Genomic DNA, 23,004 nt, shown 5'->3' with positions numbered 1-23,004 from the left:
CACGTCGGTGTTCACGCGCGGGTCGCCTCCCTGACCCGGTCCCGGGAGAACCGGCCGAAGTTGTAGTAGGCCGCGCAGGCGCCCTCCGACGACACCATGCAGGTGCCGATCGGCGTCTCGGGCGTGCACGCCGTGCCGAACACCTTGCACTCCCAGGGCTTGAGCACGCCCTTGAGCACCTCGCCGCACTGGCACGCCTTGGGGTCGGCCACCCGCACGCCGGGAAGGTCGAAGATCCGCTCGGCGTCGAAGCCGGCGTGGCGTTCGCGTATCGCGAGCGCCGAGGAGGAGATGAACCCCAGGCCCCGCCACTCGAAGTACGGCCTCGGCTCCATCACCTCGTTGATGACGTCGAGGGCTCTGGCGTTGCCGTCCCAGGGCACCACCCGGGCGTACTGGTTCTCCACCTCGGCCCGCCCGGCGGCGAGCTGCTCCAGCAGCCGCAGGACCGTCTGCAGCACGTCCAGCGGCTCGAACCCGGCGACCACCAGCGGCTTGCCGTAGTCGCGGGCGATGAACCCGTACGGCCTGCACCCGATGACGGCCGAGACGTGGCCGGGCCCGATGAACCCGTCCAGCCGCAGGTCGGGCGAGTCGAGGATCGCCTTGATCGCCGGGATGATCATGACGTGGTTGCAGAGGACCGAGAAGTTGGCGATCCCCTCGGCCCGCGCGCGCAGGACGGTCATCGCGGTGGAGGGCGCCGTGGTCTCGAACCCGATGCCCATGAACACCACCCGCTTGCCGGGGTTGTCCCGGGCGATCCGCAGGGCGTCCAGCGGGGAGTAGACCATGCGGATGTCGGCGCCGCGCGCCTTGGCGTCCAGGAAGGAGCCGTCGCCCCCGGGCACCCGCATCATGTCGCCGAACGACGTCATGATCACGTCCGGCTGCATGGCGACGTGGATCGCGTCGTCCACCCGTCCCATCGGGATCACGCAGACCGGGCAGCCGGGGCCGTGCACGAGCGTGACGGCCTCGGGCAGGTGGTCCTCCAGCCCGTGCTTGTAGATGGTGTGGGTGTGGCCTCCGCACACCTCCATGAACTTGTAGCGGCGGCCGGGTTCGCACAGCCCGGCGATCCGCGCGGCCAGGGCCCGTGCCCGGCCGGCGTCACGGTACTCGTCGACGAAACGCACCGGTCCTCACCCCTGCTCGATCATGGATTCTCGGAGGGCCGCGATCTCCTCGTCATAGGCCTCGCCGATGCTTTCGAGGAAGTCCAGCGCGGCGCGGGCCTCGGTCTCGTCGATCTTCGACAGCGCGAAGCCGACGTGGATGAGGATCCAGTCGCCGGCCGCCAGGGGCTCACCCTTCAGCAGGCCGATGTTGATCGCGCGCCGTACGCCGCTGACGTCGACCATGGCCAGGTCAGGCCGGTCGGTCAGGATTTCCGCGATCTCCCCCGGGATTCCCAGGCACATGGGTGGCCTCCGCCATCTGGATGGATTCGAGGACGAGGTCGTCGCCGCCCTCCACGTCGAGGTCGACGCCGCCGCACTCCGGGCAGGTGGCGTAGGGGTCGAGCGACGCGGCCGTCTGGCCGCAGGAGCGGCAGATCAGCTGCACGGGCACGACGACCAGGTCGACGTGGGCCCCCTCTGCGGCCGACCCTCCGGCGATCATGGCGAATGCCTGGTTGATCATCGGTTCGGTGACCCGGAGCATGGCGCCCGCCTGCACCCGCGCCCGTTCCACCCTGCGGCCCCTGGCGCGTTTCTCCACCGCGTCGAGGATCGCCTCGGCGATCCCGAATTCGTGCATGTCCGCCTCACTGGTATTTCCGGTCCCACTGCTCTTCTGCTCTTCACTGGTTCTCGCCGGGCGTCACATCCTGCGGATCCGCAGGTAGCGCTTGAGGTCGGGGATCGACTGGTAGACCAGCACGCCGATCCCCACCAGGACGGCTCCGACGAACAGGCGTCTCAACACGGTCTCTCCTCCCTGTGGGCGGCTACGGCGAGCGGGCGCTCGCGGGCGCCGCCGCCATCTCCTGACGGACCAGGTCGGCGACCAGGTCCGCGGCCGCGCCGACGGCCGCGGCCACCGGCGGGCTCAGCTCCATGCCGGGCGACAGGTCGGCGGGCTCGCACCCGACGAGCAGCACCCGTGCCGTCCCGCCGCCGAGCGCGCTGGCCAGGGCCAGCACGGTCTCCGGGGTCATGTCGTGGGCGTCGAGGACCGGTCCGGACACCTCGCCGGGCGTGGGCTCCAGGACGTACAGCGTGCCGGGCGGGCCGCCGCGGGCCACGGCGTCGACGAGGATCGCGGTGTCGTGGCCGCCGCCGGTGAGCTCGTAGGCCAGGTGGACGCCGCGGATGCCGAAGTCGGCCACCGAGACGCCGGCGGGCAGGTCGCGTTCCGCGAGGCGCCCGGCCACCGCGACGCCGAACCCGTCGTCGCCGAGGAAGACGTTCCCGACGCCCGCGACGAGGATGCCGCTCATGGGGCGTCCCGCCCCTCAGGCGTGTCCCGCGCGTCCGTCCCGGTGCCGGCGTCCTCCGGACGGCCGGGCCGGCCCGGCGTCCGTCCGGAGAAGCCGGGGAGGCCGGGGAGGCCGGGGAGGCCGGTGCCCGCCGTACCGTCCGCCGGGCCGGGGGCGTCGAGCGGCTCGACCTCGTCGGGGGCGAAGTAGAGGAAGCGGCCGTGGGAACGGTGCAGGTCGGCGCCGGGATCCTCGTCCAGGGTCACCGCCAGGTGGCGCGCCCCGTCCAGGTCGGTGAGCACGGCCTCCACCCGGGCGGTCCGGCCGGCCAGGAACATGTCATGGGCGTCGGCGCGCCGCCTGCCGGGCGCCAGCCGTACCCGGCTGCCCCTGGCGACCTCCACCCCGGCGACGGACACGGCGTCGGTGTCCGGCGAGGAACCGGGCCCGTTCGCGAGGTCGCTCCAGAAGTCGGCGCCGGGATCGCCCCACGGCGCGGCGCCGGGCATGCGGCCCGACACGAGGTCTGCGGCGAGGTCCGGTACGGAATCCGGCGTGAGGCCCGGCACGGGATCCGGCACGGGGCCCGCGGGCGGACCGGCCGGGGACGCGTCGTCCCACGGGACCGCGCCGGGACCGGCCGCCGAGCCCCAGCGGGGCGCGGCGGCGTCGCGGGCGGGGGTCTCCAGGTGGCGGATCGCGCCGTGCAGCCGTTCGGCCAGCTCCGGCGGCAGGGTCGCCACCATGTCGAGGAGACGGGCCACCCGGGGGTCGGTCGCGCGGGCCTGCCGCTGCTCCTCCTCGGTGAGGGTGAGCGTCCGCAGGTGCAGCATCTCGTCGATCTCGGTGGCGTCGAACATGTCACCCGGGCTCTCCGGGGCGGTGTCCGGGTAGTCGTAGAGGATGATCGGCGACGACAGCAGCACGTCGCGGTGACCGGGCTCGCCGACGAGGACGGGCCAGGTGCGCTCGTTGCGGCAGGTCTCGGCGGCGGGCCGGGCCCATTCGGGCGGGTCGAGCAGGGAGACGAACGCGCCGCCGGTCACCTCGATGATCAGGTGGGCCGAGATCAGCGAGCGGCGCAGCGCCTGCTCGCGGGTGGCGTCCGGGTCGTCCCAGCCGGTGACGTTCTCCACCCGCACGCGCAGCCGGACGAGATCGTACGGCCCCGCCACCCGCTCGGCGCGGGCCCGAACGACGGCGTGCAGCGGCAGGTGCTCGCGGACCACGCGGCCCCGGGCCCGGCCGGACGGCCCGGTGATCGTCTCGACGGACCGGTCCCCGGGCAGGCGCACGTCGGCGGCGCGCTCGCCGTCGAGCAGTCCGGCGACGGGGAAGACCACCTCCGTCTCGCGTTCGGTGGCCTCCTCGAAGGACAGGTAGGTCACCGCGTCGCCCGCCGTCCCGGGCCCGTCGCCCGCTTCCCCGGAGCCCGCCGTTCCAAAGCCCGTCTTCCGGTCCGGGAATCCCTCCGGAGCCCCGCCCGCCGTCCCGGGCCCGTCGCCCGCTTCCGCGGAGCCCGCCGTCCCGAGGTCCGCCTCCCGGACCGGGAACCCGCCCGCCGTCCCGGTTGCCGGAGCGGCCGGTCCGGCCGTCTCGACGGTCAGCTCGGGGACGGGCCGGTGGCCGTCGTCCCCGGCCCGTTCGACGACGCGGGTCCTGACGTGCAGGAAGCGCAGCCGCAGCCGTACCTCGGCGTCGTCGGCGCGTTCCAGCAGGCACTCGGTCACGCTGGAGGGGTGCTCGCAGGTGGCGTCGAACCCCGGCGGCACGAGCACCCCGAACTGCCAGCGCACCCGGTTCTTGGCGGCCGACGCCCGGTAGGGGTAGAGCAGGTAGCCCTCGTACAGCACCGCGTCGGCGACCCGGCGGGCGATCTCCATGGGAGCGGTCATCGCCGGCTCTCCTCCAGCAGTAGTTCCACGGCCTCGTCCCAGGTGGCCAGGGCGCGTTCGGCCTTGAGGCGGCGCAGGGCGCGCAGCGTGCCGCGGTTCAGCCGCAGCCATCCGCTGTCCGGGAAGTAGCGGTCCATCAGCTCCCGCCACACCCCGACCGGCAGCCGGTGCCGGGCCTCCCGGTGCCAGGGGATCTGCGTCACCGAGAAACCCCTCTCGGCGCGGGCGAAGACCGTGCCGCCGAACAGCAGGATCAGCGGGATCTCCCCGTCGTCCAGCGCGGCGAAGTACTTGCCCGCGGCCACCTCCAGGTCGTAGCTGCAGGGCACGGGCAGGTCGATCTCGGTCGCGCCGTGGAAGGCGGGGACGGTGGCCGAGACGGTCGCGAAGTGCATCGGCCTGAGCGTGTCGCCCCATCGGGACGGGTCGCCGAACAGGTCGCCGAGCAGCTCCGCCTCGGCGGGGCCGTACCGCCGAAGGTGCGGCTCCACCCGGATCTGGCAGCGCAGCAGTACGGCGTGCACCCCGGCGGGCGACGGCTCGGTGACGCGCAGCCGGAAGAGGAGCGTCGGGAAGGCCGCGTACGGCTCGGCCCGCGCGCCCACGCAGGTGAAGGCGATCTCATCCACGGCCGCCCCCGCGCGACTCCGGGGCGCCGTGACCGTCCCCGCCGCACTCCGGGGCACCGCGGCCGTCCGGCCACGGCACCCGGCGGCCGCGGCGGCGCAGGTCGGCGAAGAAACCGTCGATGGCCCGCCAGACCTCGGGGCCGCCGTCGAAGCCCTTCCAGTGCAGCCGTACCAGGCCCACCAGGCGGTAGCAGGCGTCGATCGGTGCGAGGTGGCAGGCGAAGCCCCCCTGGGGGCGGCGGTCCACCAGCAGCGCCTCGACGTCGGGCAGCACCCCGGCCATCTCCGGGACGGCGGTCAGGACCCGTTCCCAGGTGTCGTGCGGCAGCAGGGACTCGGTGGCCCCGGCGGGGCTGGGGTAGCAGGCGACGATCCGGCCGAGCGCGGAGTTGCGGAAGAAGAACGCGGTGCGCACCGGGATCCGCATCTCCTCCCAGTCGGCCTCGGTCAGGGGGAACGAGGGCGCGTGCAGGTGGCGGCGCGGCACCCCCCGGTAGCGCCGCCGCGAACCGCCGTAGCGGGCGCCGCCCTGATCACCGCCGTCGCGGTCACCGCCGTCGTGGGCACCGCCCTGATCACCGCCGCCCTGATCACCACCGTCGTGATCACGGCCGCCGTCGCGGTCGCGGTCATCGTGGTCGCGGTCGCGGTCACCGTCATCGTGGTCGCCGTCGTGGGAGAACAGCAGGTGGCAGCAGGCGCAGGCGCACAGCAGCGCCCGGGTCTCCAGGTTCACCACGTGCCCGTGGTCCTCCCCGGCCGGCTCGCCGCACAGCTCGCACCGGGTCGCGGCCCCGGCGTCCGGCGTCCGGAAGCGGCGCAGCCCGGTGGCCGCCGTCACGGCGCTCCCCCGCCCGCGACGGCCGGGCGGCGGCCGATCTGCAGCAGGGGCGACCGGCCCGCCGCCGGCCCCGCTGTCCGCCCCCCGGCCTCGGTGATCTCGACGCGCGCCGCCTCCGGCGCGGCCCGCGTCACGGCGTCCTCGACGGCGCGCAGCAGGGCGCGCCGGGAGGAGGGGCAGCCGTGACCGGCGCCCGTGAGGCGGAGCCGTACGACGCCCGCCTCGTCCACGCCGAGCAGTTCGGCCCTCTCCTCGCGGCCGGCCAGGACCTCGTCCAGGGCGGCGGCGACGCGTTCGGCGGTGCCGAGCGGGTGCAGGTCGTGCAGGATGAGCAGGCCGGAGACGAGGTCGTCACCGGTCAGGCGGTGCAGGACGCCGGCGGCTCCGGCCTCGACGACGGCCTCGACGACGCGTTCCAGGCCGGCGCCGTACAGCTCGACGAGGGCGCGGACGAGCTCCTCGGCCCTGGCGCGCGTCGCGGGGTCGGCGTGCTCGCCGAGGTCGGCGAGCAGCGCCTCGACGCGCTCGCCCACCGCGCGGACGTCGCGCCCCCGGGATCCGCCCGCCCGGACGGCGCGGGCGGTACGGACGGCGCGGGCACCGTGCCCGTCGTGCCCGTCGTGCCCGTCGGTGAGCGGGTCGGTGAGCGGCCCCTCCCCGGGTGGCTCCCCGGGGGTCGCCGGGCCGGTCATGCCGGGCCGAAGGCGTGCGGGCTGTGCAGTTTGCGCAGCTCCTTGCCGCCGCCGAGGTACATGTGGACCCCGCACGGCAGGCACGGGTCGAAGCTGCGTACGGCGCGCATGATGTCGATGCCTTTGAAGTCCTCCGGCGGGTTCTCCTCGAAGATCGGGGTGTTCTGCACCGCGTCCTCGTACGGGCCGGGCGTGCCGTACGGGTCGCGGACGCTGGCGTTCCACGGGGTGGGCGGGTACGGGTGGTAGTTGGCGATCTTTCCGTCCCTGATCACCATGTGGTGCGACAGCACGCCCCGGACCGCCTCGGTGAACCCGCAGCCGATCGCCTCCTCCGGCACCTCGAACGGCGCCCAGGTCCGGGTGCGCCCGGCGCGGACCTCGGCCAGGCCCTGCTCGGCGAAGTGCAGCGCGCAGGCCGCCGCGTACGCCTGGAAGTAGGAGCGGGCCCGGTTGCGCTCCAGCGCGTTGGACAGCGGCTGGCCGTCGTGGGTGGGGATGGTCCACTCCAGCGTCTTCTCCGGGCGGGTGGCGGTCTTCGGCAGGTTGATCTGCACGCTGTGGCCGGTGGCCTTGACGTAGCCGATGTCCACCCGCCCGGACAGGGCGGTGGACCACAGGCGGGCGATGGGGCCGCCGCCGGTGTCCAGCGGGAGCATGTCGGCGCCGTCGAACCAGCGCGGCGACATCACCCAGCTGTACTTGCCGGTGAAGTCGCGTTTCTGCGGGTGGGGGATGGTGTGCTGGTTCCACGGGTGCCGGATGTCGACGGGGTTGCCCAGCGGGTCGTGGGTGACGAACGGCTCCTGCCCGGCCCAGTCGTCGTAGTAGGAGCTGCCCAGCAGGATGCGGATGCCGAGGTTGATGTCGACGAGGTCGTTCGTGACGAGACGGCCGTCCACGATCACGCCGGGGGTGACGAACATCCGCCGGCCCCAGTCGCTCATGGTGCGGTAGTCGAAGTCGCAGTGCTCGGGGTCGTTGAAGCTGCCCCAGCAGCCGAGCAGCACCCGGCGGCGGCCGACCTCCTCGTAGCCGGGCAGGGCCTGGTAGAAGAAGTCGAACAGGTCGTCGTGCATGGGCACGACCCGTTTGACGAACTCGACGTAGCGCATCAGCCGGGTGAGGTAGTCGGTGAACAGCTGCACGGTGGCGACCGTGCCGACCCCGCCGGGATACAGGGTGGAGGGGTGCACGTGCCTGCCCTCCATCAGGCAGAACATCTCCCGGGTGACCCGGCTCATGGCCAGGGCCTCGCGGTAGAACTCCCCCTCCAGCGGGTTGAGGGAGCGCATGATGTCGGCGATGGTGCGGAAGCCGTGGTCGGCGGCGTGCGGGGCCTCGGTGGTCTCGGCCAGCGCGAGCACCCCGGGGTTGGTCTCGCGGACCATCTTCTCGCAGTAGTCGACCCCCACCAGGTTCTCCTGGTAGATGTTGTGGTCGAACATGTACTCGGCCGCCTCGCCGCAGTTGACGATCCACTCCCCCAGCGCCGGGGGGCGGGCGCCGTAGGCCATGTTCTGGGCGTAGACCGAGCAGGTGGCGTGGTTGTCGCCGCAGATGCCGCAGATCCGGCTGGTGATGAAGTGCGCGTCGCGGGGGTCCTTGCCCTTCATGAAGATGCTGTAGCCGCGGAAGATCGACGAGGTGCTGTAGCACTCGGCGACCTCCCGGTTGGCGAAGTCGATCTTGCAGTAGATGCCGAGGCTGCCCACGATCCGCGTGATCGGGTCCCACGACATCTCCACCAGCTCCCGGCCGCCGGGCGGCGGGGTCTCCTCCGTCTTCTCAGGTGAGGTCTTCATGCTCAGCTCCAGGGCGCCTTGTAACCGGTGAGCAGGGCGCGGCCCTTGGTGCGCCACTTCGGTTCCTTGTCGACCGTCTTGAGGGTGATGCCGCGCAGGCCGCGCACGACGCCGCCGTAGGCGCCGCTGACCGTGGACGACAGCCGCGCTCCGGGCGGTTCGTCCATGAACGGCATGAACTTGTCGGGGAAGCCGGGCATCGTGCAGGCGATGCAGATCCCGCCCACGTTGGGGCAGCCGCCGATGCCGTTCATCCAGCCGCGCTTGGGCACGTTGCACCGTACGACCGGCCCCCAGCAGCCGATCTTCACCAGGCACTTCGGCGAGCCGTACTCGGCGGTGAACTGGCCCTGCTCGTAGTAGCCGGCCCGGTCGCAGCCCTCGTGCACGGTCTGGCCGAACAGCCATGTCGGCCGCAGCGCCTCGTCCAGCGGGATCATCGGCGCCTGCCCGGTGAGCTGGTAGAGCAGGTAGAGGATCGTCTCCGACAGGTTGTCCGGCTGGACCGGGCAGCCCGGCACGTTGACGATCGGCAGGCCGGCCTTGGAGCGCCAGTCCCAGCCCAGGTAGTCGGCGACGCCCATCGCGCCGGTCGGGTTGCCCGCCATGGCGTGGATGCCGCCGTAGGTGGCGCAGGTTCCGGCCGCCAGTACGGCGGTGGCCTTCGGCGCGAGGATGTCCAGCCACTCGCTGGTGGTCCGGGGCTGCCCGGTGGCCGGGTCGTTGCCGAACCCGCACCAGTAGCCCTCCTGCTTGATCGACTCGTTCGGGATGGATCCCTCCACGACCAGCACGAACGGTTCCAGCTCGTCGCGCGCGGCCCGGAAGAACCACTCGATGAACACGTCGGAGCCCTGCATCGGCCCGGACTCGAAGTCGACCAGCGGCCAGTGCACGGCCACCCTCGGCAGGCCGGGAAGCGCCCCCAGGGCGATCTCCTCGATGCTGGGCTGCGTCGCCGCGGTCAGCGAGACCGAGTCGCCGTCGCAGCTCAGCCCGGCGTTGATCCAGAGGATGTGGACGAGCGGCTCCTCCTCCGGCGGCCCGGCCGCGCCCCGGCTCTCCTGCCGCTGTTCCTCCTGCGGCTCCGCCGCGCCCTGGCTCTCCCGCCGTCTCTCCTGCCGTTTCTCCTGCCGTTTCTCGTGCCGTTTCTCCTGCCGCGCCCGGCCCGCCGGTGCCGTCATGCCGTCCTGCCTTCCCGGGGCTCCCCGCTCCTCGATGCCGGTGGTCGATGGTGGTGGGGGAGGTCTCGTGCGGTGCGGATCATGACGCGTCTCCTCGGGTTCCTCGGGTTCCTCGGGTTCGCCGGGCTCCTCGCGTTCTCGTGCTCTCGTGCTCTCGTGTTCTCGCGGCGGGTCCGGGCCCGGGTCCGTCAGCCGACGTTGTGGACCGGCGGGGCCGGGGCGGCGCCGAGGGCGTGCTGGGTCAGCTCCCACAGCACGTGGTAGACCGTCGTCTGCGCCTCCTGGATCCGGTGCACCGAGGAGGAGGGGATGACGAACAGGTAGTCCAGCAGCTCCAGCTCGGACAGCCTGCCGCCCCGGTCCCCGGCCAGGCCGATGGTGAGCATGCCCAGCCGGGCCGCCTCCTCGAAGGCGCGGACGACGTTGGCGGAACCGCCGCTGGTGGTCAGGCCGAAGGCCATGTCGCCGCGCCGCCCGAGGGCGGCGAGCTGGCGGGCGAAGACGACGTCGAAGCCCACGTCGTTCGACAGGGCGGTCACCACGGCGACGTCGCTGGTCAGCGACAGCGCGGGCAGGGAGAGCCCGTAGCCGGGATGCAGGAACGCCGTCGCCACCTCCTGGGCGTCGGTGCTGCTGCCGCCGTTGCCGAAGGCGAACAGCCGCCCGCCGGCGGCGAACCGGATGGCCATCTCCCCGGCGCACTCGACGAGCTCGTCCGCCATCGACTCGGCCAGTTCCCGGCGCAGCCGGACGATCTCGGCGGCCTTCTCTCCGGTGGAGCGCAGCGCCTCGGTCAGCACCGCGTCGAGGTCGCCGGGGCCCGGGTAGAGAAAGGGGTAGAGCCCGCCCATCCCCTCGGGGGGCCGCTCACCGGTGCTCATCGCCGTTTCCTCTCCTGGTCACCGCGTTTCCCGATGTCTGCCGATCGCGGCGCCTTGGACCGCCGCGTCCCCGATCGCCGTCTCTCCGGTCGCCGTCTCTCCGGTCGCCGTGTCTCCGGGCATCGTTTCCCCGGGCACCGCGCCTCCGGGTCCTATGTCTCCGGGCGCCGCCTCCTCCGGCGCGCGCCGGTGCCTGCCGACGACCGCGATGGCCTCCCCCGCGTGGACGAGGACCGTGTCGCCCTCGGCGGCGTCCACCAGGGCCACGCTCACCTCGGTGGTGACCGGGCCCGCGCCGGCGACGGCCAGCCCGCCGTACCTGATGCTGATCACCCGCATCGGCACGGCCTCGTCGGCGCACGTGACGCACGGCCCGGTGTCGCAGCAGCCGTCCTCGTCGCTCATCGTGTCTCCTCTCCACCGAGCAGGCCGGGCCTGTCGTGGAAGACGTGAACCAGCTCCCACAGCACGTGATAGACGGTGACGTGAATCTCCTTGACCACCGCCGGGTCGTCGGAGGCGGCGATCAGGATGTGCTCGGCCGCCCGCTCGCGCACCACGGCGCCGCCGTCGCCCCCGACGAGGGCGAGCGTGAACAGGCCCAGCGCCCCGGCCTCCTGCAGGCCGCGCAGGACACCCGGGCAGTCGCCGTCGCGGGAGATCCCGAGCGCCATGTCCGCCGGGTCGGCCCAACGGCGCAGCTGGTGGGCGAACGACTCGGCGGGCCCCTCCCGGGCGCTCACCCCGCTGACGGTGGCGGCGTCGTTGCTGAGGGCCAGGGCGGGCAGCGCCTTCTTGCCCATGATGACCGGATGCATGAACTCGACCGCGATGTGGGCCGCGTCGGTGCCGCCCCCGCCGCTGCCGAACACGATCAGCTTTCCACCGCGGTGGAACCGGTCCGCCATCTCCCGGCACGCGCGGGCGATGCGCAGGGAGTCCTCCGCGAGAGCGTGACCGGCGGAATCCCGACGGGCGAAGGCCTCGCTGACGGCCAACTGCATGGTCGATGTCACTGGCATGTGAACACTCCGTCATTTACGGTAGTCGTCAGATTACGTTCCGTGTTCGGCGAATCGACACCTTCGACGCCACAAAGCGGAGTAAAGATCTGATCACTCGCCCGACCGGCCGCGGCGGCCGCCGGCGACGGGGATCCACCGGGATTCCCGCGTCCCGCGGGGTTCCCGCCCTTGGTGATGATCAACGTTCCCCGTTATCGTCTCGCAGTGGGGTCGTCTCGCGGCGGGGCACGGGCGGGACGGCGCGCCTCGGGCACCCCGGGCCGCCGCCGTACGGCGCGGGTCCGGCACGACGGCCGCCGTACGGCACGCGTCCCGCGGGGCCGTCGCCGTACGACGCGCGTCCAGCCGGGCCGCCGTACGGCACGCGTCCGGCACGACGGCCCGCCGACCGACCGAAGGAGAACGACCTTGACGGCAGCCGCCCGCTGGATCCGGCGCTTCCACCCCTCCCCCGGAAGCGACGTCCAGGTGGTCTGCTTCCCGCACGCCGGGGGCACCGCGAGTTACTACCACCCGCTGTCGGCGGCCCTGGCGCCCGCCGCCGAGATGCTCGCCGTGCAGTACCCGGGCCGGCAGGACCGGTTCGACGAGCCGCTGATCGACGATCTGTCCCTGCTCGCCGACCGGACGGCCGAGGCGCTCGGCGGCGGCGACCGGCCACGGGTGTTCTTCGGGCACAGCATGGGGGCCGTCATGGCCTTCGAGGTCGCCCGGCGGCTGGACCGCGGCGGGCCGGTCGCGCTGTTCGTGTCCGGGCGGCGCGCCCCCTCCACGACCCGGCTGGAGACCGCGCACCTGCTCGGTGACGACGAGCTCGTGGCCCTGGCCGAGATGCTCGGCGGATCGGATCCGGAGGTGCTGCGGCACGAGGAGCTGCGCGGGCTGATCCTGCCGAGCCTGCGCGCCGACTACCGGGCGGTCTGCACCCACAGCCCCGACGGCGAGGCGCGGCTCGCCGTACCGATCACCGCGCTCACCGGCGACGCCGACCCGGTGACCAGTGTGGCCGAGGCCGAGGCGTGGGGCCGGCACACCACCTCCCGGTTCGAGTTGAAGGTGTTCCCCGGCGGCCACTTCTTCCTCACCGGCCACGTACCGGAGATCGCCCGGATGATCCTCGGCTCAGTGAGGGCGGTTCACGCGTGACGGCGCTGCTGGCCGTCAGCGACCTGCATGTCGGCTACCAGGAGAACCGCCGGATCGTCGAGGAGATGCGGCCGTCGTCCGGGTCCGACTGGCTGCTGGTCGCCGGGGACGTCTCGGAGAAGGTCGCCGACATCGAGTGGGCGCTCGGCCTGCTGGCCGGACGTTTCGAGAAGGTCGTGTGGGTTCCGGGCAACCACGAGCTGTGGTCCCACTCCAGCGACCCGGTCCGGCTGCGCGGCGAGGAGCGCTACCGGCACCTGGTGAAGGTCTGCGGTGACCTCGGCGTGGTGACCCCGGAGGACCCCTACCCGGTGTGGGAGGGGCCGGGCGGGCCGGTCGTGATCGCCCCGCTGTTCGTGCTGTACGACTACACCTTCCGCATGCCGGGGGTCGCCACCGCCGAGGAGGCGCTGGCCCTGGCCTACGACAGGGGCGTGGTCTGCACCGACGAGGTGTTCCTGCACCCCGACCCCCACCCCTCCCGCGCGGCGTGGTGCGAGGCCAGGGTCGCCGAGACAGAACGGCGGCTGGCCGAACGCCCGGGTGGCCTGCCGACCGTGCTCGTCAACCACTATCCGCTGGTGCGCGAGCCGACCCGGGTCATGCACCACCAGGAGTTCACGATCTGGTGCGGCACCGAGCTCACCGCCGACTGGCACCTGCGGTTCGACGCCCGCGCGGTCGTCTACGGCCACCTGCACATCCCCCGCACCACCTGGTACGACGGCGTGCGCTTCGAGGAGGTCTCACTGGGCTACCCGCGCGAGTGGCGGCCCCGCCCCACCCAGCCGGGCCGGTTGCGCCGCATCCTGCCCGCTCCCCCGGCGGCGGCGCCGTGATCGAGGAGATCCTGCCGTCGTGGGTGGCGAGCGCCGAGGCGTTCGCCGACCCGCCCGACGCCGGGCTGTTCCCCGAGGAGGCGGCGGTCGTCGCCCGCTCGGTGGAGCGGCGGCGGCGCGAGTTCACCACCGCCCGCCACTGCGCCCGCCGGGCGCTGGCCCGCCTGGGCGTGCCGCCCGCCCCCATCCTGCCCGGCGAGCTGGGCGCGCCCGTCTGGCCCGCCGGGGTACGGGGCGCCATCACCCACTGCGAGGGGTACCGCGCCGCCGCGGTCTCCCTCAAGGCCCTCACCGTCGGCATCGACGCCGAGCCGCACGAGCCGCTCCCCGAGGGGATCGCGGGCATCGTGGCCCTCCCCGAGGAACGGGCCGAGCTGGCGCGCCTCGCCGGCGGAACCCACTGGGACCGGCTGCTGTTCAGCGCCAAGGAGAGCGTCTACAAGGCGTGGTTCCCGCTGGCCCGGCGCTGGCTCGACTTCGACGAGGCCCACGTCACCTTCGATCCGGCCGGGACGTTCACCGCCCGGCTGCTGGTGGCCGGGCCCGTGGTGGAGGGCCGGGAGCTGACCGGCTTCACCGGCCGCTGGCTCGTCTCCGGCGGCCTGGCGCTCACCGCCATCGCCCTGCCGCAGGGGTGACGCCCGGCGGGGCCGTCCAGCCGCGCAGCACGGCGAGCACCGTGAGCGGCACAGATGACGAGGATCGGGCGGCGTCGGCGAGGTCCTGCGGGCTCCCGGTGCGGTGTCACCGAAACCACGGCCGGGCGTCATTTCATGGAGCCTCGCGGGAGCGGGATGATCGCTTCAGGAAAACCTGAACTCTCCTCATTGACCAGGCCGATCGCATCACCGTCGATGGACAGATGCGGGTGAGCGCGGCTCCGGAGGGAAGAGCCGGCCTCACATCGATGGGTCCGGGCGGTGGCGAGGTCAGAAAACAGCCAGCGGAGGGTCTTCCGTCGGCTGGGGCGACTCGACCACGATGATGGGCTCGATCACTTCGGCCGGCACGACATCGTTCTCTTTCCAGAGCGGATCGCCGATCCGCGCCCAACCGCTGGTGATCTCCACAGCCGTGCGGAAGTAGCCGTTTGGCCCCGCGCTGTCAGACCACGGTGCAGCGGCATGCTCATGCCGCCTGCGCTGCTCGATCAGGTCGGAGTGAAAGGCCGCCGCCGGGTGGCCGTGGCGGTCGGCCAGCCGGTAGAAGAACATCGCGACGCCGATCCGCGCGGCACGCTCGTAGTGCCGCCCGTAACGGAAGGCCAGTTCGGCGGCCGCCTCGGTCAACGAGGAGGGACGCAGCAACCTGGCCGCGTCACCGGCGCGGTGCAGCCACAGATACGCCGACGAGTGCTGGTTCCTCAACCAGGCTATGACCGCCATCCGCATGCAATCCTGCGGATCCCCCATCTCGATCTCCCCCAGCAGCCGGGCCCCTATCCTGCCGTAGACCTCCCGATCACCCTGCCTCTCCCGCCAGAGCGCCACCGCGTCGGCGACGTCGGGCTCAGGCGGCTTCGTCTGCACGGTGACGGGAGACGCGGGCGTCGCCTCACCCGTCCGGCTGTCCGGCGGTCGTGCGGGCGGCCGGGCGGCGTCGGACAGGGGATCCTCGGCGTCCTCCCGAGCGACGCGAGCGGCCCGCCACCGGGCGTTCCAGTCAGCGCGGCCGCCCAGGGGCTCGACGGGCAGTCCGTTTTCCACGGCCGCCGCATGGCAGGCGGCCACGAACATGTCGACCCACGGCCAGGGCGGAAGGCGCTTTCGCTTGCCACTCAGAATGTCGTGTGTGGTGCTGGGTTCGAGCGCCGCGTATTTCTCCCTCTTCGCGTTGGCGATGGACAGTCTTTTGAGCTGGGACAGCGTCGGACCCCCGGCTTGCTCACGCAGTTCCTTGAGCTGGTCGATGAAGCCGTGGTGCGCCGCGACGCGATGTTGACCCTCCATTGCACCTTTAGTCCGATTCGGTAACTAGTGATCAACAAAAAGTGACGGAAGCCATAGTTACACCAAAGGACTGTCAAGCTGGGGCAGATCGCACATCCCGTCTCGTCCGGAACACGCGCCCCCCGGAAGAACGGGTGACCAGGGGAATCAGAGAACGGCCCGGATGACTCCGGATGATCCCGGATGAGAACGGATGCGGATTCCGGATGAGACCGGACGGCGCCGAAGGGCTTCCGGACGACACCGGACACCGGCCGACGCATGGCGTCGCGGAGAGATCACCACCAGGAAAGCAGCGGCTTGTCCGGGTTCATTCGGGGATGCTGGAAGTGGTGGCAGCCGTCGCCACAGCCCCCGCATCGTTGACCGCGCACCCCCTGCCACCGACGACGGAGGCGAGAGCCCCATGCCATGCGCCAGTGCCCACGCCTTCCTGCGCGTCAACGGCACCCGGTCCTGCCGCCCTTTCCCACCTCAGGTCACCGACGACGACCAGCTGCTCATACTGCTGGTCACCACCTGGGCGCTGACCACCGGACGTATCCCGCCCAACCGCCCATCCGACCGGCTCACCCGCGAAGAGCTGATCGAGTTCTGGGCCGATGAACACACCGCCGGCACGGTGCCGGCACCACCGCAGGAGTGAAACCCGCATGTTCTCCACGACCGTCCTGATCGTGCTCACCATCACCGCCCTGGTCGCGGCCATCGCCTGCGCCCTCACCCTGGCGGCCGGCGCCCCCTGGCCCACCGCCCTGCTCAGCGGTGGCGCAGCAGCCGGTGTCGCCCTGGGCCTGCTGCCCCGTCTACTGGACGACCGTCACGACCCGGAATGAGAAGCCATGAAGACAAGCACGCCGGCGAACACCGCGCGGCTGAAGTCGCCGCCGTCGAACCGGGTGGGAAGACTTCCCTGGGCTCGGGCGCTCCGGCTCAGACGGCGAAGGGGTAGGTCTCGGGGGCCTCGCCCCGCTCCCAGCGGGCGGTCCGCTCCAGCGGCTCGACGGCCCGGGTCTCGTCGATGTGGATCACCGCGTCGAACTGCCCGGCCAGGCGGGCGTGCAGGTAGTGGCTCCGCCGTTCGGTCCGGGGGCGGTAGACCACGCCGATCGCCCGCTCCAGCAGGGGCGTGCCGAGTCCCCCCGCGGGATCACCGGCGCCGGGTCCCCCCGCGCCGCGCTCACCGCCACCCGGCTCGCCCGCGCCGTACTCCCCGGAGGGGGGTTTCCCGGAGGCGGGTTCCCCGGCGGCGCGCAGGTCGAGCAGGAAGTCGCCGCGGCCGGTGCGGTGGAAGAGCTCCTCGGCCGTTCCGGGGAAGGCGGGCCGTACCCGCATGCGGTCGGCGGGGGCGCCCCAGTCGCCGGCGGCCGTCACCGTGCCGGTGTAGGTGGTGAGGCCGATGAGGCGGCACTCTCCGGGGAAGCACTCGCGGGCGAGCTGCCCGAGCGTGACCTCGCCCTCCTCGCCGGCCTCGGTGGCCCGCGCGTCGCCGACGTGGGAGTTGTGCGCCCACACCACGATCCTGGCCGGCCGGCCGCGCTGCCGGGTGAGGTGGGCGGCGAGGGCGTGCAGCGTCTCGGCCATGTGGGTGTCGCGCAGGTTCCAGGAGGAGACCCGCCCGCCGAACATCGTGCGGTAGTACTCCTCGGCGGCCACGACGTCCCTGGCGTTCCGTTCGGCGTAGAAGACCTCGTCGCGGGCGAGCATCCCGTCCCTTCGGACGTGCTCCAGCGTGTGGGCGCGCAGGTCGGCCAGTTGCTCGACCGCCTGTTCCTCGCACGACTCTCCGGCTCCGAACGCGGCGGCGAAGCCGTACGCCCGGCTGTCGTCGGCGCCGTGGTGGTCGAAGCAGGCGTAGCGCTCGCGGGCGCGCGCCGCGGCCTGCGGGTCCGTCCTGTCCAGGAAGGCGACGACCTCGTGGATCGACCGGTACATGCCGTACAGGTCGAGGCCGTAGAAGCCCGCCCTGGCGCGTTCGGCGCGGCCGGCCCGGTCGTTGTGGGCGCGCAGCCAGCCGACGAAGTCGAGCACCACCGCGTTGCGCCACATCCACGTGGGGAAGCGCTCGAAGCCGCGCAGCGCCTCCTCCGCGGTGAGATCGTCGCTGCGGCCGTGGACGTAGCGGTTCACCCGGTAGGCGTCGGGCCAGTCGGCCTCCGCCGCCACGGCGCAGAATCCCCGCTTCTCGATGAGCAGCCGCGTCATGTGGGCACGGGCCTCGTAGAACTCGTGGGTGCCGTGGGACGCCTCCCCGATCAGTACGAAGCGGGCGTCACCCACCAGATCCAGCAGGTCCTCCTCGCGGGGCGTCCCCTCCGCCGCGGGCAGCGCCCGGGAGGCGATCGCCGAGGCTCCGGGACGGAGCGCGGTGCCGCCGTCCGAGGGGCGCGCGACGGCGCGGGGATTCGCGGGCAGCCGATCCGTCATCGCCACCAACTCCCAGGTCGGAGCGGGTCGCCGCCCCGCCGGGGCGGTGTTGACACCAGCTTAGACCGCCGTACGGCGCGCAGCCTCGCCTGCCGCCGCGGTTACGGCAGCGCCACCCCCGGGGCAGTTGCCGACGCCGTACGGCGGGCGGAGACTCAAGGCACCCCTCCGCCACGGTGAGCCTTCGTGCCCGGTCTGGAATGACTGGAATGTCCGGGAGATCCGGCGGCTCCACCGACCGGAAAACCGGTTGACGGCTGCCTTAGCCTAGGCGGGTTCTGTGCGCCGGTCGGCGACCAACCACCCCTAGACCGTGAGGAGAGTGCTGCCTGCTGATGCCCCCTGATACGGACCCCCTCGAACAGAAGGACTCCAACGACTCGACCGGAGACGACACCGCCGGGCCCGCGGAGGACCCCCGCCCGGCCCCCGCTCCCCCGCCGCGCCGCCGCGGCCTGACCTCCCTGTGGCGGATGAGGTCCTACCTCCGCCCCCATGTCACCCGCCTGGTCTTCATCTGGCTGCCCGCCCTCGTGGCGACCGGGATCGCGATCGTCATCCCGATGGTCGCCCGGAAGATCATCGACGGTCCCGTCGCGGACAGGGACACCGGCGCCCTGGTCCCCCTCGCCCTGCTGGCCCTGGCGCTGGGCGTGCTGGAGGCGGGCCTCATCTTCGCCCGCAGGTGGCTGATGTCCGACGTCGTCCTGGACGTGGAGACCAGGCTCCGCGACGACGTCTACCGGCACCTGCAGCGGCTGCCGATGGGCTTCCACGGCTCCTGGCAGTCCGGCCAGCTGCTGTCGCGCGTGACCACGGACCTGTCGGTGATCCGGCGGTTCCTCGGCTTCGGCATCCTCTTCCTCGTCCTGATCACCGTGCAGATCGTGACGGTGACCGTGCTGCTGCTGAACATGTACTGGCCGCTCGGCCTGCTCGTCGCCCTGTCCGCGGCGCCGGTGGTGATCACCTCGCTGCGCTTCGAACGGGGGTACATCGACGTCTCCCGGCGGGTCCAGGACGAGCAGGGCGACCTCGCCACCGTGATCGAGGAGTCCGCGGTCGGCATCCGGACGATCAAGGCGTTCGGCCGCGGACGGCACATCGCCGGCCTCTTCGGTGAGGGGGCGGACAAGGTCTACCGCTCCTCGATGGAGAAGGTGCGGCTGTCGTCGAAGTTCTTCACCTTCCTGGAGGTGGTCCCGAACGTCACCCTCGCGCTGGTGCTGCTGCTGGGCGCGCTCGCGGTCGGCTCGGGCGCGCTGACGCTGGGCACGCTGGTCGCCTTCACCACGCTGATGCTGCAGCTCGTGTGGCCCATCTCGGCCCTGGGCTTCATCCTGGTGCAGGGCCAGGAGGCGATGACCGCGGCGGACCGCGTGCTGGAGGTGCTCGACACCGAGCCGGAGATCGTCGGCGGTTCCGGGGAGATCGAGCGGCCCCGGGGGCACCTGCGGTTCGAGGGTGTGGAGTTCCGCTTCCCCGGCGCGGCCGAGCCGGTGCTGCGTGACGTCTGGCTGGACGTACGGCCCGGCGAGACGGTCGCGGTCGTCGGCGCGACGGGCTCGGGCAAGACCACGCTGACCTCCCTGGTGCCGCGGCTGCACGACGTCACCGCGGGCCGGGTCACGATCGACGGGCACGACGTACGGGACCTGTCGCTGCCCGCGCTGCGCTCGCTGGTCGCCACGGCCTTCGAGGAGCCGACGCTGTTCTCGATGAGCGTCCGGGAGAACCTGACGCTGGGCCGGCACGACGCCACCGAGGAGGAGATCGAGGCGGCGATCGAGACGGCCCAGGCCGGGTTCGTCCACCGGCTGCCGTGGGGGCTGGACACCAGGATCGGCGAGCAGGGGATGTCGCTGTCCGGCGGTCAGCGCCAGCGGCTGGCCCTGGCCCGCGCCGTGCTGAGCCGGCCGAGGATCCTCGTGCTGGACGACACGCTCTCGGCGCTGGACGTCGAGACGGAGATCCTCGTGGAGGAGGCGCTGCGGCACGTGCTGCGCGACGCGACCGGGATCGTCGTGGCGCACCGCGCCTCCACCGTGCTGCTGGCGGACAAGGTGGCGCTGCTGCTGGACGGCACGATCGCGCACGTCGGCCGGCACCACGAGCTGCTGGCGAGCGTGCCGGAGTACCGCGCGCTGCTGTCGGCGGCCCTGGACGACGAGATCGGCCCGGACCCGGACCCGGACTCAGGCCCGGACTCAGGCCCGGACGAGGGGGCCGGCCTGGGCGCCGGCATGGACCTGGACAGCGAGGGGGCGCTGCGATGAGCACGACGGACCACGCGAGACCGGCGGGCGCGGCCCGCCCGGACCGGCCGGAGCACGAGCGGGACGAGCGGGACGAGCAGGACGAACGGGCGTGGCGGGGGGTCGCCGCCGAGAAGGACGACGACCTGCCGCCGCAGGAGTCGCTGGCGCTGCGCTCGCAGTCCAGGCGGTTGCTCGGCGAGCTGCTGCGCCCCTACCGCAGGCAGATCGCGCTGCTCGTCGCGGTCATCGTCGTCTGCAACGCCGCCGCCCTGGCCATCCCCTTCCTGGTCAAGGTCGGCATCGACTCCGGCATCCCGCCGATGGCCGCCGGGCACGGGCCGGGGACGCTGGTGACCGTCGTGGCGGCGATCCTGGTCGCGGCGGCCGTGCAGGCGGTGAGTCGGCAGGTGTTCCTCAGGATGGCGGGCCGGATCGGCCAGAACATCCTGCTGGAGCTGCGGCGGCGGGTGTTCGGCCACTTCCAGCGGCTGTCGCTGTCGTTCCATGACGACTACACCTCCGGGCGGGTCGTCGCGCGGCTCACCTCCGACATCGAGGCCATCTCCGAGATGCTGCAGTCGGGCTTCGACGGGCTGGTCACCGCCGTGCTGACGCTGGTCGGCACCGCGGTCCTGCTGCTGGTCCTGGACGTCCCGCTGGCGCTGGTCGCCCTGCTGCCGCTGCCGGTCCTGCTGCTGTTCACCCGGTGGTTCCGGCGGCAGTCGAGCCTCGCCTACCGCCGGACCCGGGAGACGGTCGCCCTGGTGATCGTCCACTTCGTGGAGTCGATGACCGGCATCCGGGCGGTCCAGGCGTTCCGCCGGGAGCCGCGCAACCAGGAGATCTTCTCCGAACTCAACGTGGACTACCGGGACGCCAACCTCCGCAGCATGCGGCTGATCGCGATGTTCATGCCGGGGGTCAAGCTGATCGGCAACGTCACGATCGCGGCCGTCCTGCTGTACGGCGGCTGGCGGGCCATCGGCGGTGACGTCCAGGTGGGCGTGCTGGCGGCCTTCCTGCTCTACCTGCGGCAGTTCTACGAGCCGATGCAGGAGATCAGCCAGTTCTACAACACGTTCCAGTCGGCGGCGGCGGCGCTGGAGAAGCTCGCCGGCGTGCTGGACGAGCGGCCCGTGGTGGCCGAGCCGCGCGAGCCGGTGGCGCTGGAGCGGCCGCGCGGCGAGGTGCGGTTCGAGGGGGTGGAGTTCTCCTACCTCGACGGCACGCCGGTCCTGCCGGAGATGGACCTGGTGATCCCCGCCGGGCAGAACGTGGCGCTGGTCGGCACCACCGGGGCGGGCAAGACCACGCTGGCGAAGCTGGTCGCCAGGTTCTACGACCCCGTCGCCGGCCGGGTGCTGCTCGACGGCGTCGACCTGCGCGACCTCGCCGAGGAGACGCTGCGCGGCGCGGTGGTCATGGTGACGCAGGAGAACTTCCTGTTCACCGGTACGGTGGCCGACAACATCCGGTTCGGCCGCCCGGACGCGACCATGGACGAGGTCGTGGCGGCCGCCCGGTCGATCGGCGCCCACGACTTCATCTCGGCGCTCCCGGAGGGTTACGACACCCAGGTCGGCAAGCACGGCGGCCGGCTGTCGGCGGGCCAGCGGCAGCTGGTGGCCTTCGCCCGCGCCTTCCTCGCCGACCCGGCGGTGCTGATCCTCGACGAGGCCACCTCCAGCCTCGACGTGCCGGGTGAGCGGCTCGTTCAGCGGGCGATGCGCACGATCCTCGCCGACCGGACCGCGCTGATCATCGCCCACCGGCTGTCGACGGTCGAGACCGCCGAGCGGGTGCTGGTGATCGAGGGCGGCCGGATCGTGGAGGACGGCTCCCCGGACCGGCTCATCGCGGAGGGGGGCCGCTTCGCCGGTCTGCACCGGGCCTGGATGGACAGCGTGTCGGAGGGGTCCGGAGCCCCGGCCGGCCACGGGTGAGGCGTTCCGGCCGGACCGGGCAGGGCCCCGGTCCGGCCGGGAGGTTCAGGAGCGCTGCGGCGCCGGGGCCTTCCTGTGGGCGGTCCGCACCGGCAGCGGGCAGGTCTCGCCGCGGGCGAGGTAGCGCACCCGGTCGGACAGGCCGCGCCGCTCGACCTCCTCGCGGAAGTCGTCGAGGCCGGAGGAGAACGCCTCGTAGTCGTCGTAGTGGATCGGCACGGCGTGCCTGGGGCCGATGAAGGAGAGCCACTCGGCGCCCTGCGCGCCGTCCATGGTCACCATCATCATGCCCAGGATCATGGTGCCGCCCAGGTGGACGACGCCCACGTCGATGTCGGGGTAACGCTCGGGGATGGGCGCTAGGAGCTCGCGGTCCATCAGCGTGTCGCCGCTGATGTACATGCGCAGGCCGACCCGGCCGTCCCGGCGGCCGAACTCCAGCATGCTGCCCATCACCGGCGGCAGCAGCACCTGGGCCGCCCCGGGCGCGTGCCGTCCGGGCAGCGCGGTGATCTTCAGCGTGCGGCCGTCGCGGCGGAGGATCCGCTCCTGCCAGGTGCTCAGGCCCGCGGCCTCGCCGAAGCCCTGGCGCCGCAGCCGCCGCGCCGCCTGCCGGGTGGTCACGATCGGCACGGACCGGTCGAGCCCGCGGCGGGCGACCCGGTCCCAGTGGTCGCCGTGCATGTGCGACAGCACGACGGCGTCGAGCGGGGGCAGGTCCTCCACCTGTATCGCCGGATCGGTGCGGCGCCTGCTGCTCAGGCCGTAGCCGAGGTAGGCGCGCCGGCCCCGGTGGAGGAAGTTCGGATCGGTGAGCAGGGTGAACCCGTCGTAGCGGATGAGCATCGTGGCGTTGCCGACGAAGAAGACGCCGGACTCGGGGAAGTCGACCATGACGGGCCTCCAGCTGGTGCGGAACCCGGGCCGCGACCCCGGTCACGCTTCGGGTGCTTCCTCGTTCTCAGCGAGCCATGCCCGTTTCGGGCGTTTTCTCACCGGGTTCTCGTTCTCTCACCGGGTTCTCACCCGGCTCGCCGTACCGCCGCTTCCCACCGGATCCTCACG

General features: G+C 72.6%; 24 protein-coding genes. 7 read left to right on the top strand and 17 right to left on the bottom strand.

The window, feature by feature from the left end; translation table 11 throughout:
• Nucleotides 1–11: 11 nt before the first annotated feature.
• The 14 genes from hypD to ACZ6W9_RS23280 form a co-directional block, all read right to left on the bottom strand.
• Complete coding sequence (gene hypD, locus ACZ6W9_RS23345) at nt 12–1,139, bottom strand: hydrogenase formation protein HypD (RefSeq protein ID WP_389963849.1); 1,128 nt, start codon at nt 1,137–1,139, stop codon at nt 12–14.
• Nucleotides 1,140–1,145: 6 nt separating this feature from the next.
• The gene (locus tag ACZ6W9_RS23340) at nt 1,146–1,364 is read right to left on the bottom strand and encodes a HypC/HybG/HupF family hydrogenase formation chaperone (RefSeq protein WP_470119588.1); all 219 of its coding nucleotides are present in this window, start codon (nt 1,362–1,364) and stop codon (nt 1,146–1,148) included.
• 7 nt (nt 1,365–1,371) lie between these two features.
• Complete coding sequence (locus tag ACZ6W9_RS23335; protein WP_362933299.1) at nt 1,372–1,764, bottom strand: hydrogenase maturation nickel metallochaperone HypA/HybF; 393 nt, start codon at nt 1,762–1,764, stop codon at nt 1,372–1,374.
• Between the two features lie 63 nt (nt 1,765–1,827).
• Complete coding sequence (locus ACZ6W9_RS23330; RefSeq protein WP_389963855.1) at nt 1,828–1,932, bottom strand: DUF6893 family small protein; 105 nt, start codon at nt 1,930–1,932, stop codon at nt 1,828–1,830.
• Nucleotides 1,933–1,954: 22 nt separating this feature from the next.
• Nucleotides 1,955–2,446 (bottom strand): hydrogenase maturation protease, encoded by a 492-nt coding sequence (locus ACZ6W9_RS23325; RefSeq protein ID WP_389963858.1) that lies wholly within the window; start codon nt 2,444–2,446, stop codon nt 1,955–1,957.
• Nucleotides 2,443–4,320, bottom strand: coding sequence for a hypothetical protein (locus ACZ6W9_RS23320; RefSeq protein WP_470119585.1), 1,878 nt, complete (start codon nt 4,318–4,320; stop codon nt 2,443–2,445). Before ACZ6W9_RS23320 ends, ACZ6W9_RS23325 begins: the two co-directional genes overlap by 4 nt.
• Nucleotides 4,317–4,949 carry a DUF6084 family protein gene (locus tag ACZ6W9_RS23315; RefSeq protein ID WP_389963863.1) on the bottom strand — a complete coding sequence of 211 codons (633 nt, stop codon included), beginning with the start codon at nt 4,947–4,949 and terminating at the stop codon, nt 4,317–4,319. The genes ACZ6W9_RS23320 and ACZ6W9_RS23315 overlap by 4 nt, the downstream gene beginning before the upstream one ends.
• Nucleotides 4,942–5,790 (bottom strand): DUF5947 family protein, encoded by an 849-nt coding sequence (locus ACZ6W9_RS23310; RefSeq protein ID WP_389963866.1) that lies wholly within the window; start codon nt 5,788–5,790, stop codon nt 4,942–4,944. The genes ACZ6W9_RS23315 and ACZ6W9_RS23310 overlap by 8 nt, the downstream gene beginning before the upstream one ends.
• The gene (locus tag ACZ6W9_RS23305; RefSeq protein ID WP_389963869.1) at nt 5,787–6,482 is read right to left on the bottom strand and encodes a NifU family protein; all 696 of its coding nucleotides are present in this window, start codon (nt 6,480–6,482) and stop codon (nt 5,787–5,789) included. The genes ACZ6W9_RS23310 and ACZ6W9_RS23305 overlap by 4 nt, the downstream gene beginning before the upstream one ends.
• Nucleotides 6,479–8,287 (bottom strand): nickel-dependent hydrogenase large subunit, encoded by a 1,809-nt coding sequence (locus tag ACZ6W9_RS23300; protein ID WP_389963871.1) that lies wholly within the window; start codon nt 8,285–8,287, stop codon nt 6,479–6,481. The genes ACZ6W9_RS23305 and ACZ6W9_RS23300 overlap by 4 nt, the downstream gene beginning before the upstream one ends.
• A 2-nt stretch (nt 8,288–8,289) precedes the next feature.
• Nucleotides 8,290–9,471, bottom strand: a complete 1,182-nt coding sequence (locus ACZ6W9_RS23295) for an NADH-quinone oxidoreductase subunit B family protein (RefSeq protein ID WP_389963874.1) — start codon at nt 9,469–9,471, stop codon at nt 8,290–8,292.
• 188 nt (nt 9,472–9,659) lie between these two features.
• Nucleotides 9,660–10,352: a D-sedoheptulose-7-phosphate isomerase gene (locus ACZ6W9_RS23290; protein ID WP_389963877.1), complete on the bottom strand. Its 693-nt coding sequence runs from the start codon at nt 10,350–10,352 to the stop codon at nt 9,660–9,662.
• Nucleotides 10,353–10,370: 18 nt separating this feature from the next.
• Nucleotides 10,371–10,757 carry a HypC/HybG/HupF family hydrogenase formation chaperone gene (locus ACZ6W9_RS23285; RefSeq protein WP_389963880.1) on the bottom strand — a complete coding sequence of 129 codons (387 nt, stop codon included), beginning with the start codon at nt 10,755–10,757 and terminating at the stop codon, nt 10,371–10,373.
• On the bottom strand, nt 10,754–11,374 hold the full coding sequence (locus ACZ6W9_RS23280) for a D-sedoheptulose-7-phosphate isomerase (RefSeq protein ID WP_362933269.1): 621 nt from the start codon (nt 11,372–11,374) through the stop codon (nt 10,754–10,756). The genes ACZ6W9_RS23285 and ACZ6W9_RS23280 overlap by 4 nt, the downstream gene beginning before the upstream one ends.
• A 411-nt stretch (nt 11,375–11,785) precedes the next feature.
• Between ACZ6W9_RS23280 and ACZ6W9_RS23275 the strand changes: the two genes are divergently transcribed.
• Genes ACZ6W9_RS23275 through ACZ6W9_RS23265 form a run of 3 tightly spaced genes read left to right on the top strand, consistent with a single transcriptional unit; the run spans nt 11,786 to nt 14,000 of the window.
• A complete protein-coding gene (locus tag ACZ6W9_RS23275; RefSeq protein WP_389963884.1) occupies nt 11,786–12,523 on the top strand; it encodes a thioesterase II family protein in 738 nt (245 codons plus the stop codon).
• On the top strand, nt 12,520–13,362 hold the full coding sequence (locus ACZ6W9_RS23270) for a metallophosphoesterase family protein (RefSeq protein WP_389963887.1): 843 nt from the start codon (nt 12,520–12,522) through the stop codon (nt 13,360–13,362). Before ACZ6W9_RS23275 ends, ACZ6W9_RS23270 begins: the two co-directional genes overlap by 4 nt.
• The gene (locus ACZ6W9_RS23265) at nt 13,359–14,000 is read left to right on the top strand and encodes a 4'-phosphopantetheinyl transferase family protein (protein ID WP_389963890.1); all 642 of its coding nucleotides are present in this window, start codon (nt 13,359–13,361) and stop codon (nt 13,998–14,000) included. Before ACZ6W9_RS23270 ends, ACZ6W9_RS23265 begins: the two co-directional genes overlap by 4 nt.
• Before the next feature lie 291 nt (nt 14,001–14,291).
• On the opposite strand, the gene ACZ6W9_RS23260 is transcribed toward ACZ6W9_RS23265, so the two are convergent.
• Nucleotides 14,292–15,311: a hypothetical protein gene (locus tag ACZ6W9_RS23260; RefSeq protein ID WP_470119581.1), complete on the bottom strand. Its 1,020-nt coding sequence runs from the start codon at nt 15,309–15,311 to the stop codon at nt 14,292–14,294.
• 406 nt (nt 15,312–15,717) lie between these two features.
• On the opposite strand from ACZ6W9_RS23260, the gene ACZ6W9_RS23255 reads away from it, so the two are divergent.
• Complete coding sequence (locus ACZ6W9_RS23255) at nt 15,718–15,957, top strand: hypothetical protein (RefSeq protein WP_389963896.1); 240 nt, start codon at nt 15,718–15,720, stop codon at nt 15,955–15,957.
• Between the two features lie 7 nt (nt 15,958–15,964).
• On the top strand, nt 15,965–16,147 hold the full coding sequence (locus tag ACZ6W9_RS23250) for a hypothetical protein (RefSeq protein WP_470119579.1): 183 nt from the start codon (nt 15,965–15,967) through the stop codon (nt 16,145–16,147).
• Between the two features lie 97 nt (nt 16,148–16,244).
• On the opposite strand, the gene ACZ6W9_RS23245 is transcribed toward ACZ6W9_RS23250, so the two are convergent.
• The gene (locus ACZ6W9_RS23245) at nt 16,245–17,738 is read right to left on the bottom strand and encodes an erythromycin esterase family protein (protein ID WP_470119577.1); all 1,494 of its coding nucleotides are present in this window, start codon (nt 17,736–17,738) and stop codon (nt 16,245–16,247) included.
• Nucleotides 17,739–18,073: 335 nt separating this feature from the next.
• On the opposite strand from ACZ6W9_RS23245, the gene ACZ6W9_RS23240 reads away from it, so the two are divergent.
• Nucleotides 18,074–20,014 (top strand): ABC transporter ATP-binding protein, encoded by a 1,941-nt coding sequence (locus tag ACZ6W9_RS23240; protein ID WP_389963905.1) that lies wholly within the window; start codon nt 18,074–18,076, stop codon nt 20,012–20,014.
• Nucleotides 20,011–21,939: an ABC transporter ATP-binding protein gene (locus ACZ6W9_RS23235; RefSeq protein ID WP_389963908.1), complete on the top strand. Its 1,929-nt coding sequence runs from the start codon at nt 20,011–20,013 to the stop codon at nt 21,937–21,939. The genes ACZ6W9_RS23240 and ACZ6W9_RS23235 overlap by 4 nt, the downstream gene beginning before the upstream one ends.
• A gap of 45 nt (nt 21,940–21,984) precedes the next feature.
• Here ACZ6W9_RS23235 and ACZ6W9_RS23230 read toward each other — a convergent pair whose 3' ends face one another.
• The gene (locus tag ACZ6W9_RS23230) at nt 21,985–22,833 is read right to left on the bottom strand and encodes an MBL fold metallo-hydrolase (RefSeq protein ID WP_389963911.1); all 849 of its coding nucleotides are present in this window, start codon (nt 22,831–22,833) and stop codon (nt 21,985–21,987) included.
• Nucleotides 22,834–23,004: the final 171 nt, after the last annotated feature.

The organism is Streptosporangium sp. NPDC053982, from assembly GCF_055585205.1.
The sequence above is the reverse complement of the archived record's forward strand: the minus strand, read 5'-3'. Positions and strand labels throughout refer to the sequence as shown.

Bases quoted from the DNA above. Each gene is read 5' to 3' on its own strand.
- ACZ6W9_RS23280 (WP_362933269.1), bottom strand. From the start codon at position 11,374: ATGCCAGTGACATCGACCATGCAGTTGGCCGTCAGCGAGGCCTTCGCC.
- ACZ6W9_RS23230 (WP_389963911.1), bottom strand. From the start codon at position 22,833: ATGGTCGACTTCCCCGAGTCCGGCGTCTTCTTCGTCGGCAACGCCACG.
- ACZ6W9_RS23320 (WP_470119585.1), bottom strand. From the start codon at position 4,320: ATGACCGCTCCCATGGAGATCGCCCGCCGGGTCGCCGACGCGGTGCTG.
- ACZ6W9_RS23335 (WP_362933299.1), bottom strand. From the start codon at position 1,764: ATGCACGAATTCGGGATCGCCGAGGCGATCCTCGACGCGGTGGAGAAA.
- ACZ6W9_RS23235 (WP_389963908.1), top strand. From the start codon at position 20,011: ATGAGCACGACGGACCACGCGAGACCGGCGGGCGCGGCCCGCCCGGAC.
- ACZ6W9_RS23325 (WP_389963858.1), bottom strand. From the start codon at position 2,446: ATGAGCGGCATCCTCGTCGCGGGCGTCGGGAACGTCTTCCTCGGCGAC.
- ACZ6W9_RS23305 (WP_389963869.1), bottom strand. From the start codon at position 6,482: ATGACCGGCCCGGCGACCCCCGGGGAGCCACCCGGGGAGGGGCCGCTC.
- ACZ6W9_RS23285 (WP_389963880.1), bottom strand. From the start codon at position 10,757: ATGAGCGACGAGGACGGCTGCTGCGACACCGGGCCGTGCGTCACGTGC.
- ACZ6W9_RS23290 (WP_389963877.1), bottom strand. From the start codon at position 10,352: ATGAGCACCGGTGAGCGGCCCCCCGAGGGGATGGGCGGGCTCTACCCC.
- ACZ6W9_RS23255 (WP_389963896.1), top strand. From the start codon at position 15,718: ATGCCATGCGCCAGTGCCCACGCCTTCCTGCGCGTCAACGGCACCCGG.
- ACZ6W9_RS23340 (WP_470119588.1), bottom strand. From the start codon at position 1,364: ATGGTCGACGTCAGCGGCGTACGGCGCGCGATCAACATCGGCCTGCTG.
- ACZ6W9_RS23295 (WP_389963874.1), bottom strand. From the start codon at position 9,471: ATGACGGCACCGGCGGGCCGGGCGCGGCAGGAGAAACGGCACGAGAAA.
- ACZ6W9_RS23250 (WP_470119579.1), top strand. From the start codon at position 15,965: ATGTTCTCCACGACCGTCCTGATCGTGCTCACCATCACCGCCCTGGTC.
- ACZ6W9_RS23260 (WP_470119581.1), bottom strand. From the start codon at position 15,311: ATGGAGGGTCAACATCGCGTCGCGGCGCACCACGGCTTCATCGACCAG.
- ACZ6W9_RS23300 (WP_389963871.1), bottom strand. From the start codon at position 8,287: ATGAAGACCTCACCTGAGAAGACGGAGGAGACCCCGCCGCCCGGCGGC.
- ACZ6W9_RS23240 (WP_389963905.1), top strand. From the start codon at position 18,074: ATGCCCCCTGATACGGACCCCCTCGAACAGAAGGACTCCAACGACTCG.
- ACZ6W9_RS23245 (WP_470119577.1), bottom strand. From the start codon at position 17,738: ATGACGGATCGGCTGCCCGCGAATCCCCGCGCCGTCGCGCGCCCCTCG.